This window comes from Polaromonas sp. JS666, from assembly GCF_900103405.1.
Lineage (GTDB): Bacteria > Pseudomonadota > Gammaproteobacteria > Burkholderiales > Burkholderiaceae_C > Polaromonas.
The window spans coordinates 145,435-165,045 of the sequence record NZ_FNHX01000005.1 but is presented as its reverse complement, the minus strand read 5'-3'; the positions used below and the strand labels follow the sequence as shown (position 1 = coordinate 165,045).

Here is a 19,611-nt window from a genome sequence, read left to right as displayed (position 1 = left end):
AAAAAGACGGTAAAAAAAGAAAACGGGTGCTCAGGGTAACAAAAAGTCCGGTGTCCCGGTACCGGGTCTGACCCAAGGCGCTGCCGGCGGCTAGGGATTCCAGTGCAGGAAGTTGCGGTACAGGGCCAGTCCGTGCTCGGCGCTTTTCTCGGGGTGGAACTGGGTGGCAAAAATATTATCGCGTGCAATCGCCGCCGCAAAGCGCGCGCCGTAGTCGGCTTCGCCAGCGATGTGGCGTGCGTCCGACGGGTGGGCATAAAAGCTGTGCACAAAATAAAAGTACGCGCCGTCGGGCACGCCGGCCCAGACCGGGTGGGCTTTCGCCGTGCCCGCACCATTTTGGTAGACCTGGTTCCAGCCCATCTGTGGCACCTTGTAGCGGCTGCCGTCGGGCTGCAGCCGGCCGGCGAGTTCGAACTTGACGACCTGGCCGGGAATCAGGTTCAGGCCTTTGGTTCCCGCGCCGCCGTCGCCGGGCATGCCTTCGACACTATGGGTGAGCAGCATCTGCATGCCCACGCAAACACCGAACAGCGGCTTGTGGGCCGCCGCGTGGAGCACCGATTCCAGCATGCCGGAATCAGCCAGTTCGCGCATGCAGTCGGCAATCGCGCCCTGGCCGGGCAGCACGATGCGCTCGGCGTTCATCACGTCTTCGGCTTTGGAGGTGACCATCACCTCGAAGCCGCTGCCTGCCGCCACATGGCGCACGGCCTGCGACACGGAATGCAGGTTGCCCATGCCGTAGTCGACCACGGCCACTGTTTTGGGTTTTGCCATCAGGGGTTCAAGAAGGGTTGGCTTTGAATTTAGGGGCTGCCGGCGCCCATTTGTAGGGGGCCACGCCAAAAAGAGGCATGGAATGCGGCGCAGCGGCTTTTTGGAGGATGGCTTAGAGCGAACCCTTGGTCGAGGGGATCACACCCGCCGCGCGCGGATCTATCTCCAGCGCCATGCGCAACGCGCGGGCAAAGGCCTTGAACACGGTCTCGGCCTGGTGGTGGGCGTTTTCACCCTTGAGGTTGTCGATGTGCAAGGTCACGAAGGCGTGATTTACAAAGCCCTGAAAGAATTCGTAGGCCAGCTGGCTGTCGAAAGTGCCAATCATGCCGCTCTTGAAAGGCACATGCATCTCCAGCCCCGGGCGGCCTGAAAAATCGACCACCACGCGCGACAGCGCTTCGTCCAGCGGCACATAGGCATGGCCGTAGCGGCGCAGGCCTTTTTTGTCGCCCACGGCCTTGGCCACGGCCTGGCCCAGCGTGATGCCCACGTCTTCCACCGTGTGGTGGCCGTCGATGTGCAGGTCGCCCTTGGCCTGGATGTCCAGGTCTATCAGGCCATGGCGGGCGATCTGGTCCAGCATGTGGTCAAAAAAGCCTATGCCCGTCGACAGGCTGGCCTTGCCGGTGCCGTCGAGGTTGAGCTTGACGGTGATCTGGGTCTCGGCGGTGTTGCGCGAGACCTCGGCCGTTCTGGCCGCGGTGGAAGCAGGTGTGGGGGTAGTCATAGGGATTTTTCAAGCGCCGCCAGCATTTGCGCGTTCTCGTCCGCGGTGCCGACCGTCAGGCGCAAACAATTGGCCAGCAATGGATGCATTTTAGAAACGTTTTTGATCAGCACCTTGTGGGATTTCATGCCCTCAAAGGTTTTGGCCGCATCGGGCACCCGCACCAGGATCATGTTGGCATCGCTTTTCCAGGCTTTGACGCCCTTGGCCGCCATGCCGGCCAGCGCGTCCATCAGCACGGCGCGCTGGGCCACCAGTTCGCCGGCCTGGGCGGCGAATTCAGCCTGGTGCTCCAGCGCGAACAGCGCGCACTCGTAGTTGAGCACGCTGATGTTGTAGGGCGGGCGCACCTTGTCGACCTCGGCAATCAAGGCCCTGGGGCCCATCATGTAGCCGAGGCGCACGCCGGCCAGGCCGAACTTGCTCAGGGTGCGCATCAGCAGCACATGCCCGTGCCTGGCGATGCGGTCTATATAGCTTTTGCTTGAAAACGGCTGGTAGGCCTCATCCATCACCACCAGCCCGGGCGCCGCCTCGATGATTTTTTCGATCACCGCGTCGTCCCACAGGTTGGCCGTGGGGTTGTTCGGGTAGGCCAGGTAGATGATGGAAGGCCGGTGCTCCTTGATCGCGGCCAGCATGGCGGCTTCGTCGAGTTCAAAGTCGGCCGTCAGCGGCACGCCGATGAATTTGAGGCCCTGCAGCTGCGCGCTCATGGCGTACATCACAAAACCCGGCAGCGGCGCCAGGATGGAGCCGCCCTCCACGTCGCAGGCCATGGCCAGCAGCGAAATCAGCTCGTCCGAGCCGTTGCCCAGCATGATGTCGAAGCCTTCGGGCATGCGCGCGTAGTCGGCCAGCGCGCGGCGCAGCTCATTGACCCGGCCGTCGGGATAGCGGTTCAGCGCCAGCGCGCCCAGGCGCTGGCCCAGCTTGGCCTGCAGCGCCGTGGGCAGGCGGTGCGGGTTCTCCATGGCGTCGAGCTTCACCATGCCGGCCGAGTCCTGGATGGCGTAGGCGTGCATGGACTGCACGTCCTGGCGTATCAGTTTTTTGAGTTTGGGATCCAGAGAGGGAGCAGGCAGGGTCATGGAAGGTTCTCCAGCAGTTCAATGCCGGTTTTAAAAGGGTTGATCACCTGGACACCGCCGTAGTGCTGCTCATGCGCCAGGCCTTCGCTGAGCAGGTAACGGCAGCCCAGGTGCTGGGCCGCCGCGACGACCAGGCTGTCGCGGTAGTGCAGGCCGTAGCGGCTTTCCACCGCCCAGGCGGATTCGACGGTCGCGTGGTCGGTTTGCCAGGGCTGCCAGAGTTCATAGCGGCGCACCTCGGCGCGCGCATCGCCGGCCGGCATGGGCGGCTGGATCTTGCGCGTGGCCAGCAGGTAGAACTCATTGAGCACCTGGGTGCTGGTGCGGCCCAGCCCGCGCCGCCACAGCACGCTCAGCCAGGCCAGGGCGGCCTGCTGTTTGGCCCGGTCGGCGCCGTCTTCGCTGTGCAGCAGGATGCTGGCGTCCACAAAAACGCCGGTAGATGCCTCGCTCATGCGCCGCGCTCGTCCAGTTCAAGGCGCGTGGGATAGGGCTGCCCGTTGGAGACCCAGAGCCTGTCCTTGTTTTGCCAGTCATGCATGGCGCGCTGGTAAGCGTCGGTGCGCTGCATCTTCTCGGCCAGCATCTCGCCCACCAGGCGCGAAACGCTGGTATTGCGCCGCGCCGCCTCAATGCGCGCCCATTCCAGGGCCGCATCGTCCACGGTGATGGTCACATTTTTCATGGACCGAAGTTTACACGAATTTCGTGTAACACGAAATTCGTGTGATTTGAGGCCTTATTTCAGCCGCATCTCGGCCGCCCTGGCATGCGCCTGCAGGCCCTCGCCATAGGCCAGTTCGGCGGCGATCTTGCCCAGCACCTGGGCGCCGGCCTCGCTGACCTCGATCAGGCTGGAGCGTTTCTGGAAATCGTAGACGCCCAGCGGCGAGCTGAAGCGCGCCGTGCCGCTGGTGGGCAGCACGTGGTTGGGGCCGGCGCAGTAGTCACCCAGCGATTCACTGGTGTAGGCACCCAGGAAGATGGCGCCGGCGTGCTTGAGCAGCGGCTCCCACTTGTGCGGGTCGCGGCTGGAGACTTCCAGGTGTTCGGGCGCGATGCGGTTGCTGATCTCGCAGGCCTCTTCCATGCTGCGCGTGTGGATCAGCGCGCCGCGGCCGGTGAGGGATTTGGCGATGATCTCGGCGCGCGGCATTTCGGGCAGCAGGCGGTCAATCGCGGCCTGCACTTCATCGATGTAGGCCGCGTCGGGGCACAGCAAGATGCTTTGCGCGAGTTCGTCGTGCTCGGCCTGGCTGAACAAGTCCATGGCGACCCAGTCGGCCGGCGTGCTGCCGTCGGCCAGCACCAGAATTTCCGAGGGGCCGGCGATCATGTCTATGCCCACCGTGCCGAAAACGCGCTTCTTGGCGCTGGCGACGTAGGCATTGCCGGGGCCGGTGATCTTGTCGACCTTGGGCACGGTCTGCGTGCCGTAGGCCAGCGCGGCCACGGCCTGCGCGCCGCCGATGGTGAAGGCGCGGGTGACGCCGGCCACATAGGCGGCGGCCAGCACCAGGGCGTTTTTTTCGCCTTTGGGCGTGGGTACGACCATGATGATTTCGCCGACACCGGCCACGTGGGCGGGGATGGCGTTCATCAGCACCGACGACGGGTAGGCCGCCTTGCCGCCGGGCACATAGATGCCGACGCGGTCCAGCGGCGTGACCTTCTGGCCCAGCAGGGTGCCGTCCTCGTCGCGGTAGCTCCAGCTTTCGCCGCTGGCCTTCTTCTGGGCCTCGTGGTAGCTGCGCACGCGGCGCGCGGCGGCTTCGAGCGCGCTGCGCTGGGCAGCCGGAATGGTGTCAAACGCGGCCTTCAGCTCGGCCTGCGTGAGCTCCAGCTCGCCCATGCCGGCAACGTCGAGCCCGTCAAAGCGCGCGGTGTATTCGAGCACCGCCGCATCGCCACGCTGCTGCACATCGGCCAGGATGTCGGCCACGCGCTGCTCGATGGCCGCGTCGGTGTCGGCGGACCAATGCAGGCGCGCCTTGAATTCGGCCTCAAACGTGGCGGAAACCGTGGATAGGCGGGCGGGCGCGGCGGTCAGTTTCATGGCTCAGGATTTTCGCGAGGAGGCCGTGGCGGCCGAAAGGGCATCTATCAATTGGCGTATCGGCGCCTGCTTGAGCTTGAGCGCGGTCTGGTTCACCACCAGGTGCGAGCTGATGTCCATGATGCGCTCTACCTCGACCAGGTGGTTGGCCCTGAGCGTGCTGCCGGTGGACACCAGGTCGACGATGGCGTCGGCCAGGCCTGTCAGCGGCGCCAGTTCCATGCTGCCGTAGAGCTTGATCAGGTCGACGTGCACACCCTTGGTGGCGAAGAAATCGCGCGCGATCGCCACGTACTTGGTGGCGACCTTCAGGCGCGAGCCCTGGCGCACGGCCGCGGCGTAGTCAAAGCCTTCGCGCACGGCCACGCTGATGCGGCATTTGGCGATCTGCAAATCGAGCGGCTGGTACAGGCCCTGGCTGCCGGATTCGAGCAAGGTGTCCTTGCCGACCACGCCGAGGTCGGCGCCGCCGTACTGCACATAGGTGGGCACATCGGTGGCGCGCACCAGCACCACGCGCACGCCGGGCTGGTTGGTGTCCAGGATCAGCTTGCGGGATTTTTCGGGGTCGTCCAGCACCTCGATGCCGGCGCTTTTGAGCAGCGGCAGGATGTCGTCGAAGATGCGGCCTTTGGAAAGTGCGAGCGTGATCATGCTTTCACCCGTTCAATATCGGCGCCGATTCCGCGGAGCTTGGCTTCCATCTGGTCGTAGCCGCGGTCCAGGTGGTAGATGCGGTCCACCAGGGTTTCGCCTTCGGCCACCAGGCCGGCGATCACCAGGCTGGCGGAGGCGCGCAAATCGGTGGCCATGACGGTGGCGCCGGAAAGCTTTTCAACGCCCTCCATCACCGCGACCTTGCCCTCGATCTGGATCTTGGCGCCCAGGCGCACCATCTCGTTGACGTGCATGAAGCGGTTCTCAAAAATCGTCTCGGTCACCGTGCTGCCGCCCTGCGCGATGGCATTGAGCGCCATGAACTGGGCCTGCATGTCGGTGGGGAAGCCGGGGTACTCGGTGGTGCGAAAGGATTGCGCCTTCATGCGGCCGCTGGCCTGGATGCGGATAAAGCCCTCGCCCGCCGTCACGGTGGCGCCGGCTTCGCGCAGCTTGTCGATCACGGCGTCGAGGTGGTCGGCCCGGCCGTGATTAAGCACCACGTCGCCGCCGGCGGCGGCGACCGCGCACAAAAAGGTGCCGGTCTCTATGCGGTCGGCCACCACCTGGTGGGTGCAGCCGTGCAGGCGGTCCACGCCCTGGATGCGAATGCGGCGCGTGCCGTGGCCTTCAATCTTCGCGCCCATCTTGATGAGCATTTCGGCCAGGTCGCCGATCTCGGGCTCCTGCGCGGCGTTTTCCAGGATGGTCTCGCCTTCGGCCAGGCTGGCGGCCATCAGGAAGTTTTCGGTGCCGGTGACGGTCACCATGTCGGTGGTGATACTGGCGCCCCTGAGCCGCTTCTGACCGGCCGGCAGCTTGGCAATCATGTAGCCGTGCTCGACCACGATCTCGGCGCCCATGGCCTGCAGGCCCTTGATATGCTGGTCCACCGGGCGCGAACCGATGGCGCAGCCGCCCGGCAGCGACACTGTGGCTTCGCCGAAGCGCGCCAGCAGCGGGCCCAGGGCCAGCACCGAGGCGCGCATGGTCTTGACCAGCTCGTAGGGCGCCTCGGGCGAGCTCAGCGGCCCGGCATTGATGCGCACCGTGCCGTCGTCGCCGCGCTCGGCTTCCACGCCCATGTTGCGGATCAGCTTGAGCATGGTGGCCACGTCCTGCAGGCGCGGCACGTTGCGCAGCGTCACCTCGTCGGCCGTCAGCAGCGCGGCACAAAGCTCGGGCAGCGCGGCATTCTTGGCACCGGAAATTTCGACCGTGCCGGCCAGCGGCTTGCCGCCCTTGATGAGTAATTTGTCCATGTTCTTTTCAGTTCGCGTTGCCGTTGTTGGTATTGGCCCATTCGGTGGGCGTGTAGGTTTTCATCGACAGCGCATGCACCTCGTCGGTCTGCATGCGGCCGCCCAGCGTGGCGTAGACCTTCTGGTGGCGCTGGATCAGGCGCTGGCCCTCAAAGGCGCTGGACACCACGGTGGCATACCAGTGCCGGCCGTCGCCCGACAGCTCGATGTGCTCGCAGGGCAGGCCCGCGGCGATGATGGATTGCAGTTCTTCGCTGGTCATGTCTAGTGTCTTATTTTGTAGCCGGTGCGCAGCAGGTTGACGGCCACGGCACTGACGGCCAGCAAGGCCGTCGCGACAATGCCCAGGCTCAGCCAAGGGGAGACGTCGCTGACGCCGAAAAAGCCGTAACGAAAACCGTCGATCATGTAAAAGAAGGGATTCAGGTGGCTGACCTTCTGCCAGAAGGGCGGCAGCGAGTGGATGGAGTAAAACACGCCGCTCAGGAAAGTCATGGGCATGATGACGAAGTTCTGGAAGGCCGCCATCTGGTCGAACTTCTCGGACCACAGCCCGGCGATCACACCCAGGGCGCCCAGCATGGCGGCGCCCAGCACCGCGAACAGCACGATCCACAGCGGCGCCACAAAAGCCGGCTGGCCGAAAAACACGGTGACGGCGAACACGCCCACACCGACCAGCAGGCCGCGCGCGACCGAGGAGCCCACGTAGGCGAAAAACCAGTGCCAGTGCGACAGCGGAGTCAGCAGCACAAACACCAGGCTGCCCATGATCTTGCTCTGGATCAGCGAAGAGGAGCTGTTGGCAAAAGCGTTCTGCAGCACGCTCATCATCACCAGGCCGGGCACCAGGAAGGCGGTGTAGCTGACCTGGTCGTACACCTTGACCTGGTCCTGCAGCACGTGGCCGAAGATCAGCATGTAGAGCACGGCGGTCAACACCGGCGCGCCCACGGTCTGGAAGCCTACCTTCCAGAAACGCAGGGTTTCCTTGTACAAAAGGGTTTGCCAGCCTGTCATGTTGCTACTTTCGCGAGATCTACCGCCACAGCCGGGGTATCGCCGGCAGGCTTTTTGTTCATGACGTCGAGGAAGACGTCTTCGAGGTCGGCCTTGCGGATTTCAACGTCCTCGGCCACCAGGCCCGCCTCGCGGATCGCCGCCAGGTACTGCTCGATCTCGTGGGCGTTGTGCGCCGGGAACTGCACGATGCGGCCGGTGATGCGGGCCTGCACGGCCAGGTGCGTGGGCAGTTCGCTGTCGATCTTGAAGCGCAGCACGTTGGAAGAGGCCGCCTTGAGCAGCTCGGAAGTCTGCGCCAGCGCCACCACCCGCCCTTGCTTGAGCATGGCGATGCGGCTGCACAGGGCTTCGGCTTCTTCGAGGTAATGCGTGGTCAGCAGCACGGTGCTGCCCTGCTTGTTGAGCTTGGCGATGAACTGCCAGAGGGTCTGGCGCAGCTCCACGTCGACGCCTGCGGTGGGCTCGTCCAGCACGATGACCTGCGGCTTGTGCACCAGGGCCTGCGCCACCAGAACGCGGCGCTTCATGCCCCCGGAGAGCTGGCGCATGTTGGCGTTGGCCTTATCGGCCAGGCCCAGGCTGACCAGCAGTTCGTCTATCCAGTCGTCGTTGCGCTTGATGCCGAAATAGCCGGACTGGATGCGCAGCGCCTCGCGCACCGAGAAAAAGGGGTCGAACACCAGTTCCTGCGGCACCACGCCGAGTTTTCGGCGGGCGCTGGCGTAGTCGGCCAGCACGTCGCTGCCGTGGACCTTGACGGTGCCGCTGCTGGCGCGCGAGAGGCCGGCCAGAATGCTGATGAGGGAGGTTTTTCCAGCGCCGTTGGGGCCCAGCAGGCCAAAAAATTCGCCCTGCCGGATATCGAAACTGACGTCGTCAAGCGCCTTGACGACCGGACCCGTTTGATTTCGCGCGGAGGAGTAGGTTTTGGAGACGGACTGAAATGAGATCGCTGGCATGAGCCCGCCATTTTAAGGGCGGATGCCGTTTTGGCCGGGCCGGGCCGCGGAATGCCCCGTGGCGGCGGCTCAGGCCGCGGCGGCCGGAATCAGTTCCGCCACGCCGTACAGGCCCGCCAGCTGGCGCAGGCGGGGCGGCAAGCCCGCCACGGCAAACTCCTTGCCGGCGGCCAGCGCTTCGCGCCGGCACTCCAGCAGCACGGCCAGAGCGGAGGAGTCAAACTCCTTGAGCGCGCCGGCGTCCGCCACCACCCCGGCGGGCTGGGACAACACGGCCTGCTTCAGGCCGAGCGCAAAACCTGCGGCCTCGGCATGCGTGAGGACGGGGGGAAGCGTGAGCACCGATGGATCCGCTCAGGAAGACTTCTTGGCAACCGAGCCGCTGTTGGACTGGTTGCGCTGCACCAGCGAGGCGATCAGGCCGTCCACACCCTTGGTGCTGATTTCCTGGGCAAACTGGGTGCGGTAGGTTTCCACCAGCCACACGCCCAGCACGTTGAGGTCATAGATCTTCCAGCCCGTGGGGGTTTTTTCCATGCGGTAGTCGAGCTGGACGGGGTCGCCCCGGCCCAGGACTTCAGTGCGCACCACCACTTCGGTGTCGGCGGCTTCCGCGCGCAGCGGCTTGACGCTGACGGTCTGGTCGCTGACCTGCGCCAACGCGCCGGAATAGGTGCGGATCAACAAAATCTTGAATTCTTCCTGCAGCTTCTTTTGCTGCTCGGGCGTGGCCTGGCGCCAGTTGCGGCCCACTGCGGCGGCCGTCATGCGCGTGAAGTTCACGTTGGGCATGATCTTGCTGTCGACCAGGGACAGCACTTTGGTCAGGTCGCCGGCTTTTACCGCCTTGTCGGTCTTGATGTTGTCCAGCACTTCGGCCGACACGCGTTTGATCAGGGCGTCGGGGGCCTCGTCGGCGGCGCGCACAAAAGGCGCGGCGCCCAGCAAGGCGAGGCTGAGGGTGGCGGTCAACAAGTGGCCAAGGGTTCTGCGTTTCATGATGCTCCTTCGTATCGAAACATGGGACTCAGTGCCGAGGGCATCGGGCTGATGCATGGCGCGCTGAAAACCGGTGTTTCGAGGGTATTTTGCGGGATGGTTTCCGGACTGGGGATGAAGTTATTCGGCAGTCTTGTAAATATTGGCACTACCGGGCTCTCACAAGACCGGGTATGCCCCCTGTAAAAGCCTGTTTCAACTGCTTACTTGGCTGCCGGCGCAGGCTGCGCGCCTTCGGGCAGGTCAAAGCGTTCTTCCTTTTCCACGGGCGCGTTGCCGATCAGGCTGTTGCGGCGCTGCTGGTAGATATCGCGGGTAAAGCTGTATTTGTCCAGCGCCGCCTGGTCCAGCACATCGCCGGCGCCCAGCAGGTTGGCGCGCACATTGACCGCGCGCAGCGTCGTCAAGGTGTTGCGGACACGGACGTTCTTGGCCTGGCTGACCGCGTCCAGCTGGTAATCCACCACCAGGCCGGCGGTGTCGCGCACCGAGGAAGGGCCCAGCACAGGCAGCACCAGGTAAGGACCCGAGCCCACGCCCCAGACACCCAGGGTCTGGCCGAAGTCTTCCGAGTGTTTCGGGATTTTCATTTCACTGGCCACGTCAAAAATGCCGCCCAGGCCCCAGAGGGTGTTGGTGGTAACGCGGAACAAGCTGTCGGCGGCGGCTTCGCCCTTGCCCTGCAGCAGGTTGTTGACCATGGACCAGACGTCGGAAATGTTGCCGAAGAAGCTGGTGACGCCAGTGCGCACGGGCTGGGGCGTGACGTCGCGGTAGGCGGTGGCCACGGGTTTGAGGACGGTGCGGTCCAGGCCCTCGTTGAAGCCGAACATGGCCCGGTTAAACGGCTCCAGCGGATCGGACGGATTGGCGCCCGGGCCGGTTGCGCATCCCTGAAGCAGCGCCACTGCGAGAACGGCGCCGGCCCACCCTGTTGATTTTTTCATTGTGTTGTTATTCATCATTTTTTTTGTGTCGTCGCTGGTGGCGGCGCAGACCCTGATCCGGAACTGCTGTCCGCCGCTTTACTGTATAAAAACTGGCTGATCAGGTTTTCAAGCACCACGGCGGACTGCGTGTTTTTGGTCACATCCCCCGCGGCGAAATTTTTCTCGTCCCCGCCGGCTTCCACGCCGATGTACTGCTCACCGAGCAGGCCGCTGGTCAAGATCTTCAGCGAGCTGTCCTTGGGAAACACATAACGGCTTTCCATGGCCAGGCTCACGCTGGCCTGGTAGGACTTGTCGTCGAAAGTGATGTTTTCAACCCGCCCCACGACCACACCCGCGCTTTTGACAGCGGCGCGCGGCTTCAGACCGCCAATATTGTCAAATTTCGCCGTGATCTTGTAAGAAGTGTCGAAGTTCAGTGAGAGAAGGTTGGCGGACTTCAGCGCCAGGAACAGGATGGCCAGGCCCCCGATCAGGACAAACAGGCCAACCCAGAGATCATTTTTGGAGCGTTGCATTGTTTTCTTTCAGTGGCCCGGCAAGGCGGCCTTAGCTTGGGCCTTGCGCCATCCCTTCAAGGCAGACACTGGAATGGCGGATTTTCTCATGGACAAATTAAAAATGTTTGAAGGCGGTTATACGGCTACCGGCTACAGGCTGAACATGGACGCGGTCAGCAGGAAGTCCAGCCCCAGCACGGCCAGCGAGGCCACCACCACGGTGCGCGTGGTGGCGCGCGAGACGCCCTCGGGCGTGGGCTGGGCTTCAAACCCCTGGTGCAGGGCGACAAAGGTGACAGTCACGCCGAACACAAAACTCTTGATGATGCCGTTACCCACGTCGCGCCAGACGTCCACGCCGGACTGCATCTGGCTCCAGAAGGAGCCGGCGTCTATGCCTATCATGACCACGCCGACCAGCCAGCCGCCCAGGATGCCCACGGCGCTGAACACCGCGGCCAGCAGCGGCATGGCGATGATGCCGCCCCAGAAACGCGGCGCCAGGATGCGGCGTATCGGGTCCACCGCCATCATTTCCATGGCCGAGAGCTGCTCGCCGGCTTTCATCAGGCCGATTTCAGCGGTCAGGGCCGTGCCGGCGCGGCCGGCGAACAGCAGCGCCGTCACCACCGGCCCGAGCTCGCGCACCAGGCTGAGCGCCACCAGCAGGCCCAGCGCCTCGGCCGAACCGTAGCGCTGCAGCGTGTAGTAGCCCTGCAGGCCCAGCACAAAGCCCACAAAGAGGCCGGACACCGCGATGATGGCCAGCGAATAGTTGCCCAAAAAGAAGATCTGGTCGCGCACCAGGCCGAAACGGGCCAGGGCCGGCCCGCTCAGGGCGACCAGGCGCGACATCAGCCGCGCGGCATAGCCGACGTCAGCCAGCTGCCTGCGTACCGCAAAACCAAGGTCGGACACCAGGGCGACTGGACTGTAGCGGCTCATGCGCGCTCCTTTTTGGCGGCGTCGGCGTTGCCGAAGTCGGCCTCCACGCCCGGCCCGGGGTAATGGAATTTCACCGGGCCCTCGCTCTCGGCATTGACGAACTGGTGTACCAGCGGGTCGGTTGAGCGCCTGACTTCATCGGGCGTGCCCTGGGCCGCGATGCTGCCGTTGGCCAGGATGATGACCTTGTCGGCGATGCGGAAGGTTTCCTCGAGGTCGTGCGAGACCACGATGCTGGTGATGCCCAGGGTGTCGTTGAGCTGGCGTATGAGCTGCGCGGCGGTGCCCAGCGAGATGGGGTCCAGCCCGGAGAAGGGCTCGTCGTACATGATGAGTTCGGGATCCAGCACGATCGCGCGCGCCAGCGCCACGCGCCTGGCCATGCCGCCGGAGATTTCGCTGGGCATCAAGTCGCGCGCGCCGCGCAGGCCCACAGCGTTGAGCTTCATCAGCACGATGTCGCGGATCAGGCGTTCATTCAGCGCGGTGTGCTCGCGCAGCGGGAAGGCCACGTTGTCGAACACGCTCAAATCGGTGAACAGCGCGCCGAACTGGAACAGCATGCCCATGCGCCGGCGTGCGGTGTACAGCTCTTGCTGCACCAGTTGGCCGACGTCCTTGCCGTCAAACAGGACGGCGCCGCGGGTGGCTTTTTGCTGGCCGCCTATCAGGCGCAGCACAGTCGTCTTGCCGCCGCCCGAGGCACCCATCAGCGCGGTGACCTTGCCGCGCGGCACGGACAGGGTGACCCGGTCCAGAATGACGCGGTCGCCCGCGGAACCCGGGTAGGAGAAGGTCACATCCTTGAATTCAACCAGTGATGAAGCGAGGGTGTCGGCCATGGAGAAAAAGAGGGGCCGACGAGCGTGCCGGCGAACTAGGGGAATGCCCTAATGATACGGGGTTTGGCCGCTTCTATCCCGGGAAGTAATACCAGGCAGTAATACCGTGGGGTTTCCGTCACGCCGCTTGCAGCGCAGGCCATCGCACCCAGGCACAGCCTGGGGTTTCCTCAGTCGTCTGGTCCAGCGAGGCAGGTCGCTGTAACCCATCAAAAACTCGTCGACCGCGCGGCCTGGCGGTCTTCGCGCACCCCAAGCGCGAGCTTGGGGTTTCATTAGCCGCCCCTTGGGGCGATTTGTGAAGGCCGGGCGCGGCGTTAGCGAGGCAAGTCGCTGTAACCCATCAAAAACTCGTCAACGGCGCGCGCGGCCTGGCGGCCTTCGCGAATCGCCCATACGACCAGGCTCTGGCCGCGGCGGATGTCGCCGGCGGCAAACACCTTGGGCACATTGGTGGCATAACCGCCGGTGAAATCCGTGCTCGCCTTGGCGTTGCCGCGGTTGTCTTTTTCGACACCGAAAGCTTCCAGCACGGAAGCCACCGGCGAAACAAAGCCCATGGCCAGCAGCACCAGGTCGGCCTTGAGGGTCTGCTCGGAGCCGGGCACCTCGGCCATCTTGCCGTCTTTCCACTCGACGCGGACGGTCTTCAGGCCCGTGACCTTGCCTTTTTCGCCGATCAGTTCCTTGGTGGAGATGGCGAACTCGCGCTCGCAGCCCTCCTCGTGCGAGGAAGAGGTGCGCAGCTTGATGGGCCAGTAAGGCCAGGTCAGGGGGCGGTTTTCTTCTTCGGGCGGCTGGGGCATCAGTTCAAACTGCGTGACGCTGACAGCGCCGTGGCGGTTGCTGGTGCCCACGCAGTCGGAGCCGGTGTCGCCGCCGCCGATCACGATGACGTGTTTGCCGTCGGCGCGCAGCTGGCCCTTGACCTTGTCGCCGGCATTGACCTTGTTCTGCTGGGGCAAAAACTCCATCGCGAAATGCACGCCGTCCAGGTCGCGGCCGGGCACGGGCAGGTCGCGCGACTGCTCGGCGCCGCCGGTCAGGATCACGGCGTCAAAATCTTTTTGCAGCTGCTCGGGGCTGACGCTTTCCTTGGCCCAGTTGGTGACTTTGGAGTCCTTCGGCAAGGCACCGACCATCACACCGGTGCGGAAATTCACGCCCTCGGCCTTCATCTGCTCGACGCGACGGTCGATATGGACTTTCTCCATCTTGAAGTCGGGAATGCCGTAGCGCAGCAGGCCGCCGATGCGGTCGTTCTTCTCGAACAGGGTGACCTCGTGGCCGGCGCGCGCCAGCTGCTGGGCCGCTGCCATGCCTGCGGGGCCGGAGCCGACGACGGCGACCTTCTTGCCGGTCTTGTGTTTGGGCATCACGGGCTTGACCCAGCCTTCGGACCAGGCGCGGTCGATGATGGCGTGCTCGATGGACTTGATGCCGACGGCGTCGTCATTCACGTTCAGCGTGCAGGCGGCTTCACAGGGCGCAGGGCAGATGCGGCCGGTGAACTCGGGGAAGTTGTTGGTGCTGTGCAGCGTGTCGATGGCGTTTTTCCAGTCGGCGCGAAACACCATGTCGTTGAAGTCGGGAATGATGTTGTTGACCGGGCAGCCGTTGTTGCAAAACGGCGTGCCGCAGTCCATGCAGCGCGCCGCCTGCTTGTTGGCCTGCGCGTCGTCCAGCCCGATGACAAATTCGCGGTAGTTCTTCAGGCGCTCCGGCACGGGCTTGTAGCCCTCCTCGATGCGCTCGTATTCCATGAAGCCGGTGATTTTTCCCATGATGAGGTCCTGTGCGATTCTTTTTTAAGCTTTTCCGGCTGCCGGCCCGTCATCACGGGCGCGGGCAGTTCCGGTTCAATGCAAGCGTGGGTGGGGCGGCCTACTTGGCGGCCACCGCTTCCTGGTTGGTGGCGACCTGGGCCCGGGTGGTCTCCGTCGCCGCCTCCAGCCGGCGCTCCTTGCGCTCGATCAGGGCCCGCTTGTACTCGTTCGGGAAGACCTTGACGAACTTCAGGCGCGACTCGCTCCAGTTGTCCAGCAGTTCGCGCGCGCGCTTGCTGCCGGTCCAGCGGTTGTGGTCCTGCAGCAGGCGCTTGAGCAGTTCCTCATCGCTTTCGCCGGCATGCCAGTCGGCCTTGTCGTGGGTGTGCTGTTCGGCCGTGGTGACGATGCGGTCCATGGAGACCATGGAGGTGTTGCAGCGCGTGGCGAACAAACCGTCTTCGTCGTAGACATAGGCCACGCCGCCGCTCATGCCGGCGGCGAAGTTGCGGCCGGTCTTGCCCAGCACCGCGACGGTGCCTCCCGTCATGTATTCGCAGCCGTGGTCGCCCGTGCCTTCAACGACCGCCGTGGCGCCCGACAGGCGCACGGCAAAACGTTCGCCGGCCACGCCGCTGAAGAAGGCCTCGCCGGTGGTCGCGCCGTAGAGCACAGTGTTGCCGACGATGGTGTTTTTCACCGCGTCGCCGCGGAAGTCTATGCTGGGGCGCACCACGATGCGCCCGCCCGACAGGCCCTTGCCGGTGTAGTCGTTGGCGTCGCCTATCAGGTACATGGTGATACCCTTGGCCAGGAAGGCGCCGAAGGACTGGCCGCCCGTGCCTTCCAGCTGTATGCGCAAGGTGTCGTCAGGCAGGCCCTGCGGGTGGTGGCGCGTCAGCTCGCCCGACAGCATGGCGCCGACGGTGCGGTTGACGTTGCGCGCGACTTCGATGAACTGGACTTTTTCGCCCTTTTCAATCGCGGCCTTGGATTTTTCGATGAGGCGCACGTCCAGCGCTTTTTCCAGCGCGTGGTCTTGCTCCATCACGTGCAGGCGCGGTACGTCGGCGGGCACATTGGGCTGGTAGAACAGGCGGCCGAAGTCCAGGCCGCGGGCCTTCCAGTGTTCAATGCCTTTTTGCGTGTCCAGCAGGTCGGCGCGGCCGATGAGGTCGTCGAACTTGCGCACGCCAAGCTGCGCCATCAGCTGTCGGGCCTCTTCGGCGACGAAGAAGAAATAGTTGACGACGTGCTCGGGCTTGCCGCTGAACTTCTGGCGCAGCACCGGGTCCTGCGTGGCCACGCCAACGGGGCAGGTGTTGAGGTGGCACTTGCGCATCATGATGCAGCCTTCGACCACCAGCGGCGCGGTGGCGAAGCCGAACTCGTCGGCGCCCAGCAGCGCGCCGATGATGACGTCGCGGCCGGTTTTCATCTGGCCGTCGGCTTGCACGCGGATGCGGCCGCGCAGGCGGTTGAGCACCAGGGTCTGCTGGGTCTCGGCGAGGCCGATTTCCCAGGGCGAGCCGGCATGCTTGATGGACGACCAGGGCGAAGCGCCCGTGCCGCCGTCATGGCCGGCGATGACCACGTGGTCGGACTTGGCCTTGGCCACGCCGGCCGCGATGGTACCGACGCCGACTTCGCTGACCAGCTTGACGCTGATGCTGGCGCGCGGGTTCACGTTCTTCAGGTCGTGGATCAGCTGGGCCAGGTCTTCGATCGAATAGATGTCGTGGTGCGGCGGCGGCGAGATCAGGCCGACGCCCGGCACCGAGTAGCGCAGCTGGCCGATGTATTCGCTGACCTTGCCGCCGGGCAACTGGCCGCCCTCGCCGGGCTTGGCGCCCTGGGCCATCTTGATCTGGATCTGGTCGGCCGACACCAGGTATTCGGCCGTGACGCCGAAGCGGCCCGAAGCCACCTGCTTGATGCGCGAGCGCAGCGAGTCGCCGTCCTGCAGCGGCAGGTCGACTTCAACCTGTTTCGGGCCGATCACGCTTTTGAGCGTCTCACCCTTCTTGATCGGGATGCCCTTGAGCTCTTGCCGGTAGCGGTTCGGGTCCTCGCCGCCCTCGCCCGTGTTGCTCTTGCCGCCTATGCGGTTCATGGCCACGGCCAGCGTAGCGTGGGCCTCGGTGCTGATGGAGCCCAGCGACATGGCGCCGGTGGCGAAGCGCTTGACGATTTCCTTGGCTGGCTCGACGTCGTCGATCGGGATGGCTTTGGACGGGTCGATCTTGAACTCGAACAGGCCGCGCAAGGTCATGTGGCGGCGGTTCTGGTCGTTGATCAGCTGGGCGTATTCCTTGTAGGTGTTCCAGTTGTTGGAGCGCGTGGAATGCTGCAGCTTGGCGATCGCGTCCGGCGTCCACATATGGTCTTCGCCGCGCACGCGCCAGGCGTATTCGCCGCCGGCGTCCAGCATGTTGGCCAGCACCGGGTCGTTGCCGAAGGCGGCGCGGTGCATGCGCAGCGCTTCCTCGGCGATCTCGAACACACCCATGCCCTCGACCTGGCTGGCCGTGCCGGTGAAGAACTTGGCCACGGTGTCGCGGTTCAGGCCTATGGCCTCGAACAGCTGGGCGCCGCAGTAGCTCATGTAGGTGGACACGCCCATCTTGGACATGATCTTGGACAGGCCCTTGCCGATGGCCTTGGTGTAGTTGTACACGGCCTTCTCGGTGCTGAGCTCGCCCGGCAGGCCCTTGGACAGCTCGGCCAGGGTTTCCATGGCGAGGTAGGGATGAACGGCCTCGGCGCCGTAACCGGCCAGCACGGCGAAGTGGTGCACCTCGCGCGCGGAGCCGGTTTCCACCACCAGGCCGGCCGTGGTGCGCAGGCCTTCCTTGACCAGGTGCTGGTGGATGGCCGACAGGGCCAGCAGGGCCGGGATGGCAATCTGCGTGGCGCTGATGCCGCGGTCGCTGACGATCAGGATGTTCTTGCCGTCCTTGATCGCGTCAACCGCCTCGGCGCACAGCGAAGCCAGCTTGGCTTCCACGCCCTCGTGGCCCCAGGCCAGCGGGTAGGTGATGTCCAGGGTGTAGCTCTTGAACTTGCCCTGGGTGTGCGCCTCGATGTCGCGCAGCTTCTGCATGTCGGCCACGTTGAGCACCGGCTGGCTGACTTCCAGCCGCATCGGCGGGTTGACCTGGTTGATGTCCAGCAGGTTGGGCTTGGGGCCGATGAAGGACACCAGCGACATCACGATGGCTTCGCGTATCGGGTCGATGGGCGGGTTGGTCACCTGCGCGAACAGCTGCTTGAAGTAGTTGTAGAGCGGCTTGTCCTTGTTGGACAGCACGGCCAGCGGGCTGTCGTTGCCCATGGAGCCGGTGGCCTCCTCGCCGTTGGCGGCCATGGGAGACATCAGGAACTTGATGTCTTCCTGGGTGTAGCCGAAGGCCTGCTGGCGGTCCAGCAGGGGAATGTCGGAGACAGGCGCGGCGGCCGCGGCGGGCTTGCTTGCCTTGCCGGCCACGTCGTCGAGCTTGATGCGCAGGTTTTCGATCCACTGCTTGTAGGGCTTGCTGTGCGCCAGCGTGGCCTTGATTTCCTCGTCATCGACCATGCGGCCCTGTTCCAGGTCAATCAGGAACATCTTGCCGGGCTGTAGACGCCACTTGCGCACGATCTTGTGCTCGGGGATGGGCAGCACACCCGATTCCGAGGCCATGATGACCAGGTCGTCGTCGGTCACGCAGTAGCGCGAGGGGCGCAGGCCGTTGCGGTCCAGCGTGGCGCCTATCTGGCGGCCGTCGGTGAAGACGATGGAGGCCGGGCCGTCCCAGGGCTCCAGCATGGCGGCATGGTATTCGTAAAAGGCCTTGCGGCGCTCGTCCATGGTGGTGTGCTGTTCCCAGGGCTCGGGAATCATCATCATCACGGCCTGGCTGATGGGGTAGCCGGCCATGGTCAGCAGTTCCAGGCAGTTGTCGAAGGTGGCGGTGTCGGACTGGCTGGCAAAGCTGATCGGGTAGAGCTTTTGCAGGTCGGCGCCCAGCACCGGCGATGACATCACGCCTTCGCGCGCCTTCATCCAGTTGTAGTTGCCCTTGACGGTATTGATCTCGCCGTTGTGCGCGACATAGCGATAGGGGTGGGCCAGCGGCCACTCGGGGAAGGTGTTGGTGGAAAAACGCTGGTGCACCAGGCCCAGTGCCGAGACGCAGCGCGTGTCGGTCAGGTCGCGGTAGTAAGTGCCCACCTGGTCGGCCAGCAGCAGGCCTTTGTAGACCACCGTGCGGCTGGACATGCTGGGCACGTAATATTCCTTGCTGTGCGTCAGGCGCAGGTTCTGGATGGCGGCGCTGGCGGTCTTGCGGATCACGTAGAGCTTGCGCTCCAGCGCGTCCTGCACGATCACATCGTTGCCGCGGCCGATAAAGATCTGCCGCAGGATGGGTTCTTTTTTGCGCACGGTGGGCGACATGGGCATGTCGCGGTTGACCGGCACGTCGCGCCAGCCCAGCAGCACCTGGCCCTCGGCTTTGACGGCGCGTTCCAGCGCCTGTTCGCAAGCCAGGCGGGAGGCATGCTCCTTGGGCAAAAACACCATACCGACGCCGTATTCGCCGGGCGGCGGCAGCTGCACGCCCTGCGCGGCCATTTCTTCACGGTACAGCGCGTCGGGCAGCTGGATCAGGATGCCGGCGCCGTCGCCCATGAGCTTGTCAGCGCCCACTGCGCCCCGGTGGTCCAGGTTTTCGAGGATCTTGAGGCCTTGCTGGACGATGGCGTGGCTTTTGTGCCCCTTGATATGCGCCACAAAACCGACGCCGCAGGCATCGTGCTCATTGGCTCCGGAGTACAAACCGTTTTCTTCAAAATGCTTGATTTCAGCAGCCGTGGTCATGGCAATTCCTCGTCGGGGTGGGATGGGGCGCCGAACGCGCCCTGTGAGAAGGAGCGCAACGCACCCATCCGCAGTTTCATAATTTTTCGCAGGGAATGGGGAGCATAGTGCAGTGCAACAACAATGCCAAGAAGTTTAAATGGGGTCAGATTCCAATTAAAAATCGATAAATTTAATCAACATTTAATTG

Annotated in this window: 19 protein-coding genes; all 19 read right to left on the bottom strand. The window is 64.2% G+C overall.

Features of this window, described 5'->3' with window-relative positions; translation table 11 throughout:
- Positions 1-90: 90 nt before the first annotated feature.
- The 19 genes from hisH to BLQ85_RS14190 all read right to left on the bottom strand — a co-directional run bounded on the left by hisH (position 91) and on the right by BLQ85_RS14190 (position 19,421).
- Entirely contained in the window at positions 91-780 is a 690-nt protein-coding gene (hisH, locus tag BLQ85_RS14280; RefSeq protein ID WP_371327287.1) for an imidazole glycerol phosphate synthase subunit HisH, read from the bottom strand.
- A gap of 112 nt (positions 781-892) precedes the next feature.
- Positions 893-1,510 (bottom strand): imidazoleglycerol-phosphate dehydratase HisB, encoded by a 618-nt coding sequence (gene hisB, locus BLQ85_RS14275; RefSeq protein WP_074577917.1) that lies wholly within the window; start codon positions 1,508-1,510, stop codon positions 893-895.
- Entirely contained in the window at positions 1,507-2,601 is a 1,095-nt protein-coding gene (gene hisC / locus BLQ85_RS14270; RefSeq protein WP_074577916.1) for a histidinol-phosphate transaminase, read from the bottom strand. Before hisC ends, hisB begins: the two co-directional genes overlap by 4 nt.
- Positions 2,598-3,056, bottom strand: a complete 459-nt coding sequence (locus BLQ85_RS14265; RefSeq protein WP_074577915.1) for a PIN domain-containing protein — start codon at positions 3,054-3,056, stop codon at positions 2,598-2,600. The genes hisC and BLQ85_RS14265 overlap by 4 nt, the downstream gene beginning before the upstream one ends.
- Positions 3,053-3,286, bottom strand: coding sequence for a CopG family transcriptional regulator (locus BLQ85_RS14260; protein ID WP_074577914.1), 234 nt, complete (start codon positions 3,284-3,286; stop codon positions 3,053-3,055). Before BLQ85_RS14260 ends, BLQ85_RS14265 begins: the two co-directional genes overlap by 4 nt.
- Positions 3,287-3,340: 54 nt before the next feature.
- Positions 3,341-4,657, bottom strand: a complete 1,317-nt coding sequence (gene hisD / locus BLQ85_RS14255) for a histidinol dehydrogenase (protein WP_074577913.1) — start codon at positions 4,655-4,657, stop codon at positions 3,341-3,343.
- A 3-nt stretch (positions 4,658-4,660) separates the two neighbouring features.
- Complete coding sequence (hisG, locus tag BLQ85_RS14250) at positions 4,661-5,311, bottom strand: ATP phosphoribosyltransferase (RefSeq protein WP_074577912.1); 651 nt, start codon at positions 5,309-5,311, stop codon at positions 4,661-4,663.
- Positions 5,308-6,576, bottom strand: a complete 1,269-nt coding sequence (murA, locus tag BLQ85_RS14245; protein ID WP_074577911.1) for a UDP-N-acetylglucosamine 1-carboxyvinyltransferase — start codon at positions 6,574-6,576, stop codon at positions 5,308-5,310. Before murA ends, hisG begins: the two co-directional genes overlap by 4 nt.
- Before the next feature lie 7 nt (positions 6,577-6,583).
- Entirely contained in the window at positions 6,584-6,838 is a 255-nt protein-coding gene (locus BLQ85_RS14240; protein ID WP_007868148.1) for a BolA family protein, read from the bottom strand.
- A 2-nt stretch (positions 6,839-6,840) separates the two neighbouring features.
- Positions 6,841-7,596: an ABC transporter permease gene (locus BLQ85_RS14235; protein ID WP_074577910.1), complete on the bottom strand. Its 756-nt coding sequence runs from the start codon at positions 7,594-7,596 to the stop codon at positions 6,841-6,843.
- Positions 7,593-8,558, bottom strand: coding sequence for an ABC transporter ATP-binding protein (locus BLQ85_RS14230; protein WP_074577909.1), 966 nt, complete (start codon positions 8,556-8,558; stop codon positions 7,593-7,595). The genes BLQ85_RS14235 and BLQ85_RS14230 overlap by 4 nt, the downstream gene beginning before the upstream one ends.
- Positions 8,559-8,627: 69 nt before the next feature.
- Positions 8,628-8,900 (bottom strand): STAS domain-containing protein, encoded by a 273-nt coding sequence (locus BLQ85_RS14225; protein WP_074577908.1) that lies wholly within the window; start codon positions 8,898-8,900, stop codon positions 8,628-8,630.
- Positions 8,901-8,912: 12 nt separating this feature from the next.
- Positions 8,913-9,557, bottom strand: a complete 645-nt coding sequence (locus BLQ85_RS14220; protein WP_074577907.1) for an MlaC/ttg2D family ABC transporter substrate-binding protein — start codon at positions 9,555-9,557, stop codon at positions 8,913-8,915.
- 203 nt (positions 9,558-9,760) lie between these two features.
- Complete coding sequence (locus tag BLQ85_RS14215) at positions 9,761-10,504, bottom strand: MlaA family lipoprotein (protein WP_254806445.1); 744 nt, start codon at positions 10,502-10,504, stop codon at positions 9,761-9,763.
- A 14-nt stretch (positions 10,505-10,518) separates the two neighbouring features.
- Entirely contained in the window at positions 10,519-11,025 is a 507-nt protein-coding gene (gene mlaD, locus BLQ85_RS14210) for an outer membrane lipid asymmetry maintenance protein MlaD (protein ID WP_074577905.1), read from the bottom strand.
- A 132-nt stretch (positions 11,026-11,157) separates the two neighbouring features.
- The gene (gene mlaE, locus BLQ85_RS14205; protein WP_074577904.1) at positions 11,158-11,952 is read right to left on the bottom strand and encodes a lipid asymmetry maintenance ABC transporter permease subunit MlaE; all 795 of its coding nucleotides are present in this window, start codon (positions 11,950-11,952) and stop codon (positions 11,158-11,160) included.
- On the bottom strand, positions 11,949-12,794 hold the full coding sequence (locus tag BLQ85_RS14200; protein WP_074577903.1) for an ABC transporter ATP-binding protein: 846 nt from the start codon (positions 12,792-12,794) through the stop codon (positions 11,949-11,951). Before BLQ85_RS14200 ends, mlaE begins: the two co-directional genes overlap by 4 nt.
- Before the next feature lie 317 nt (positions 12,795-13,111).
- Entirely contained in the window at positions 13,112-14,578 is a 1,467-nt protein-coding gene (locus BLQ85_RS14195) for a glutamate synthase subunit beta (RefSeq protein ID WP_074577902.1), read from the bottom strand.
- 100 nt (positions 14,579-14,678) lie between these two features.
- Positions 14,679-19,421, bottom strand: a complete 4,743-nt coding sequence (locus BLQ85_RS14190; RefSeq protein WP_074577901.1) for a glutamate synthase-related protein — start codon at positions 19,419-19,421, stop codon at positions 14,679-14,681.
- Positions 19,422-19,611: the final 190 nt, after the last annotated feature.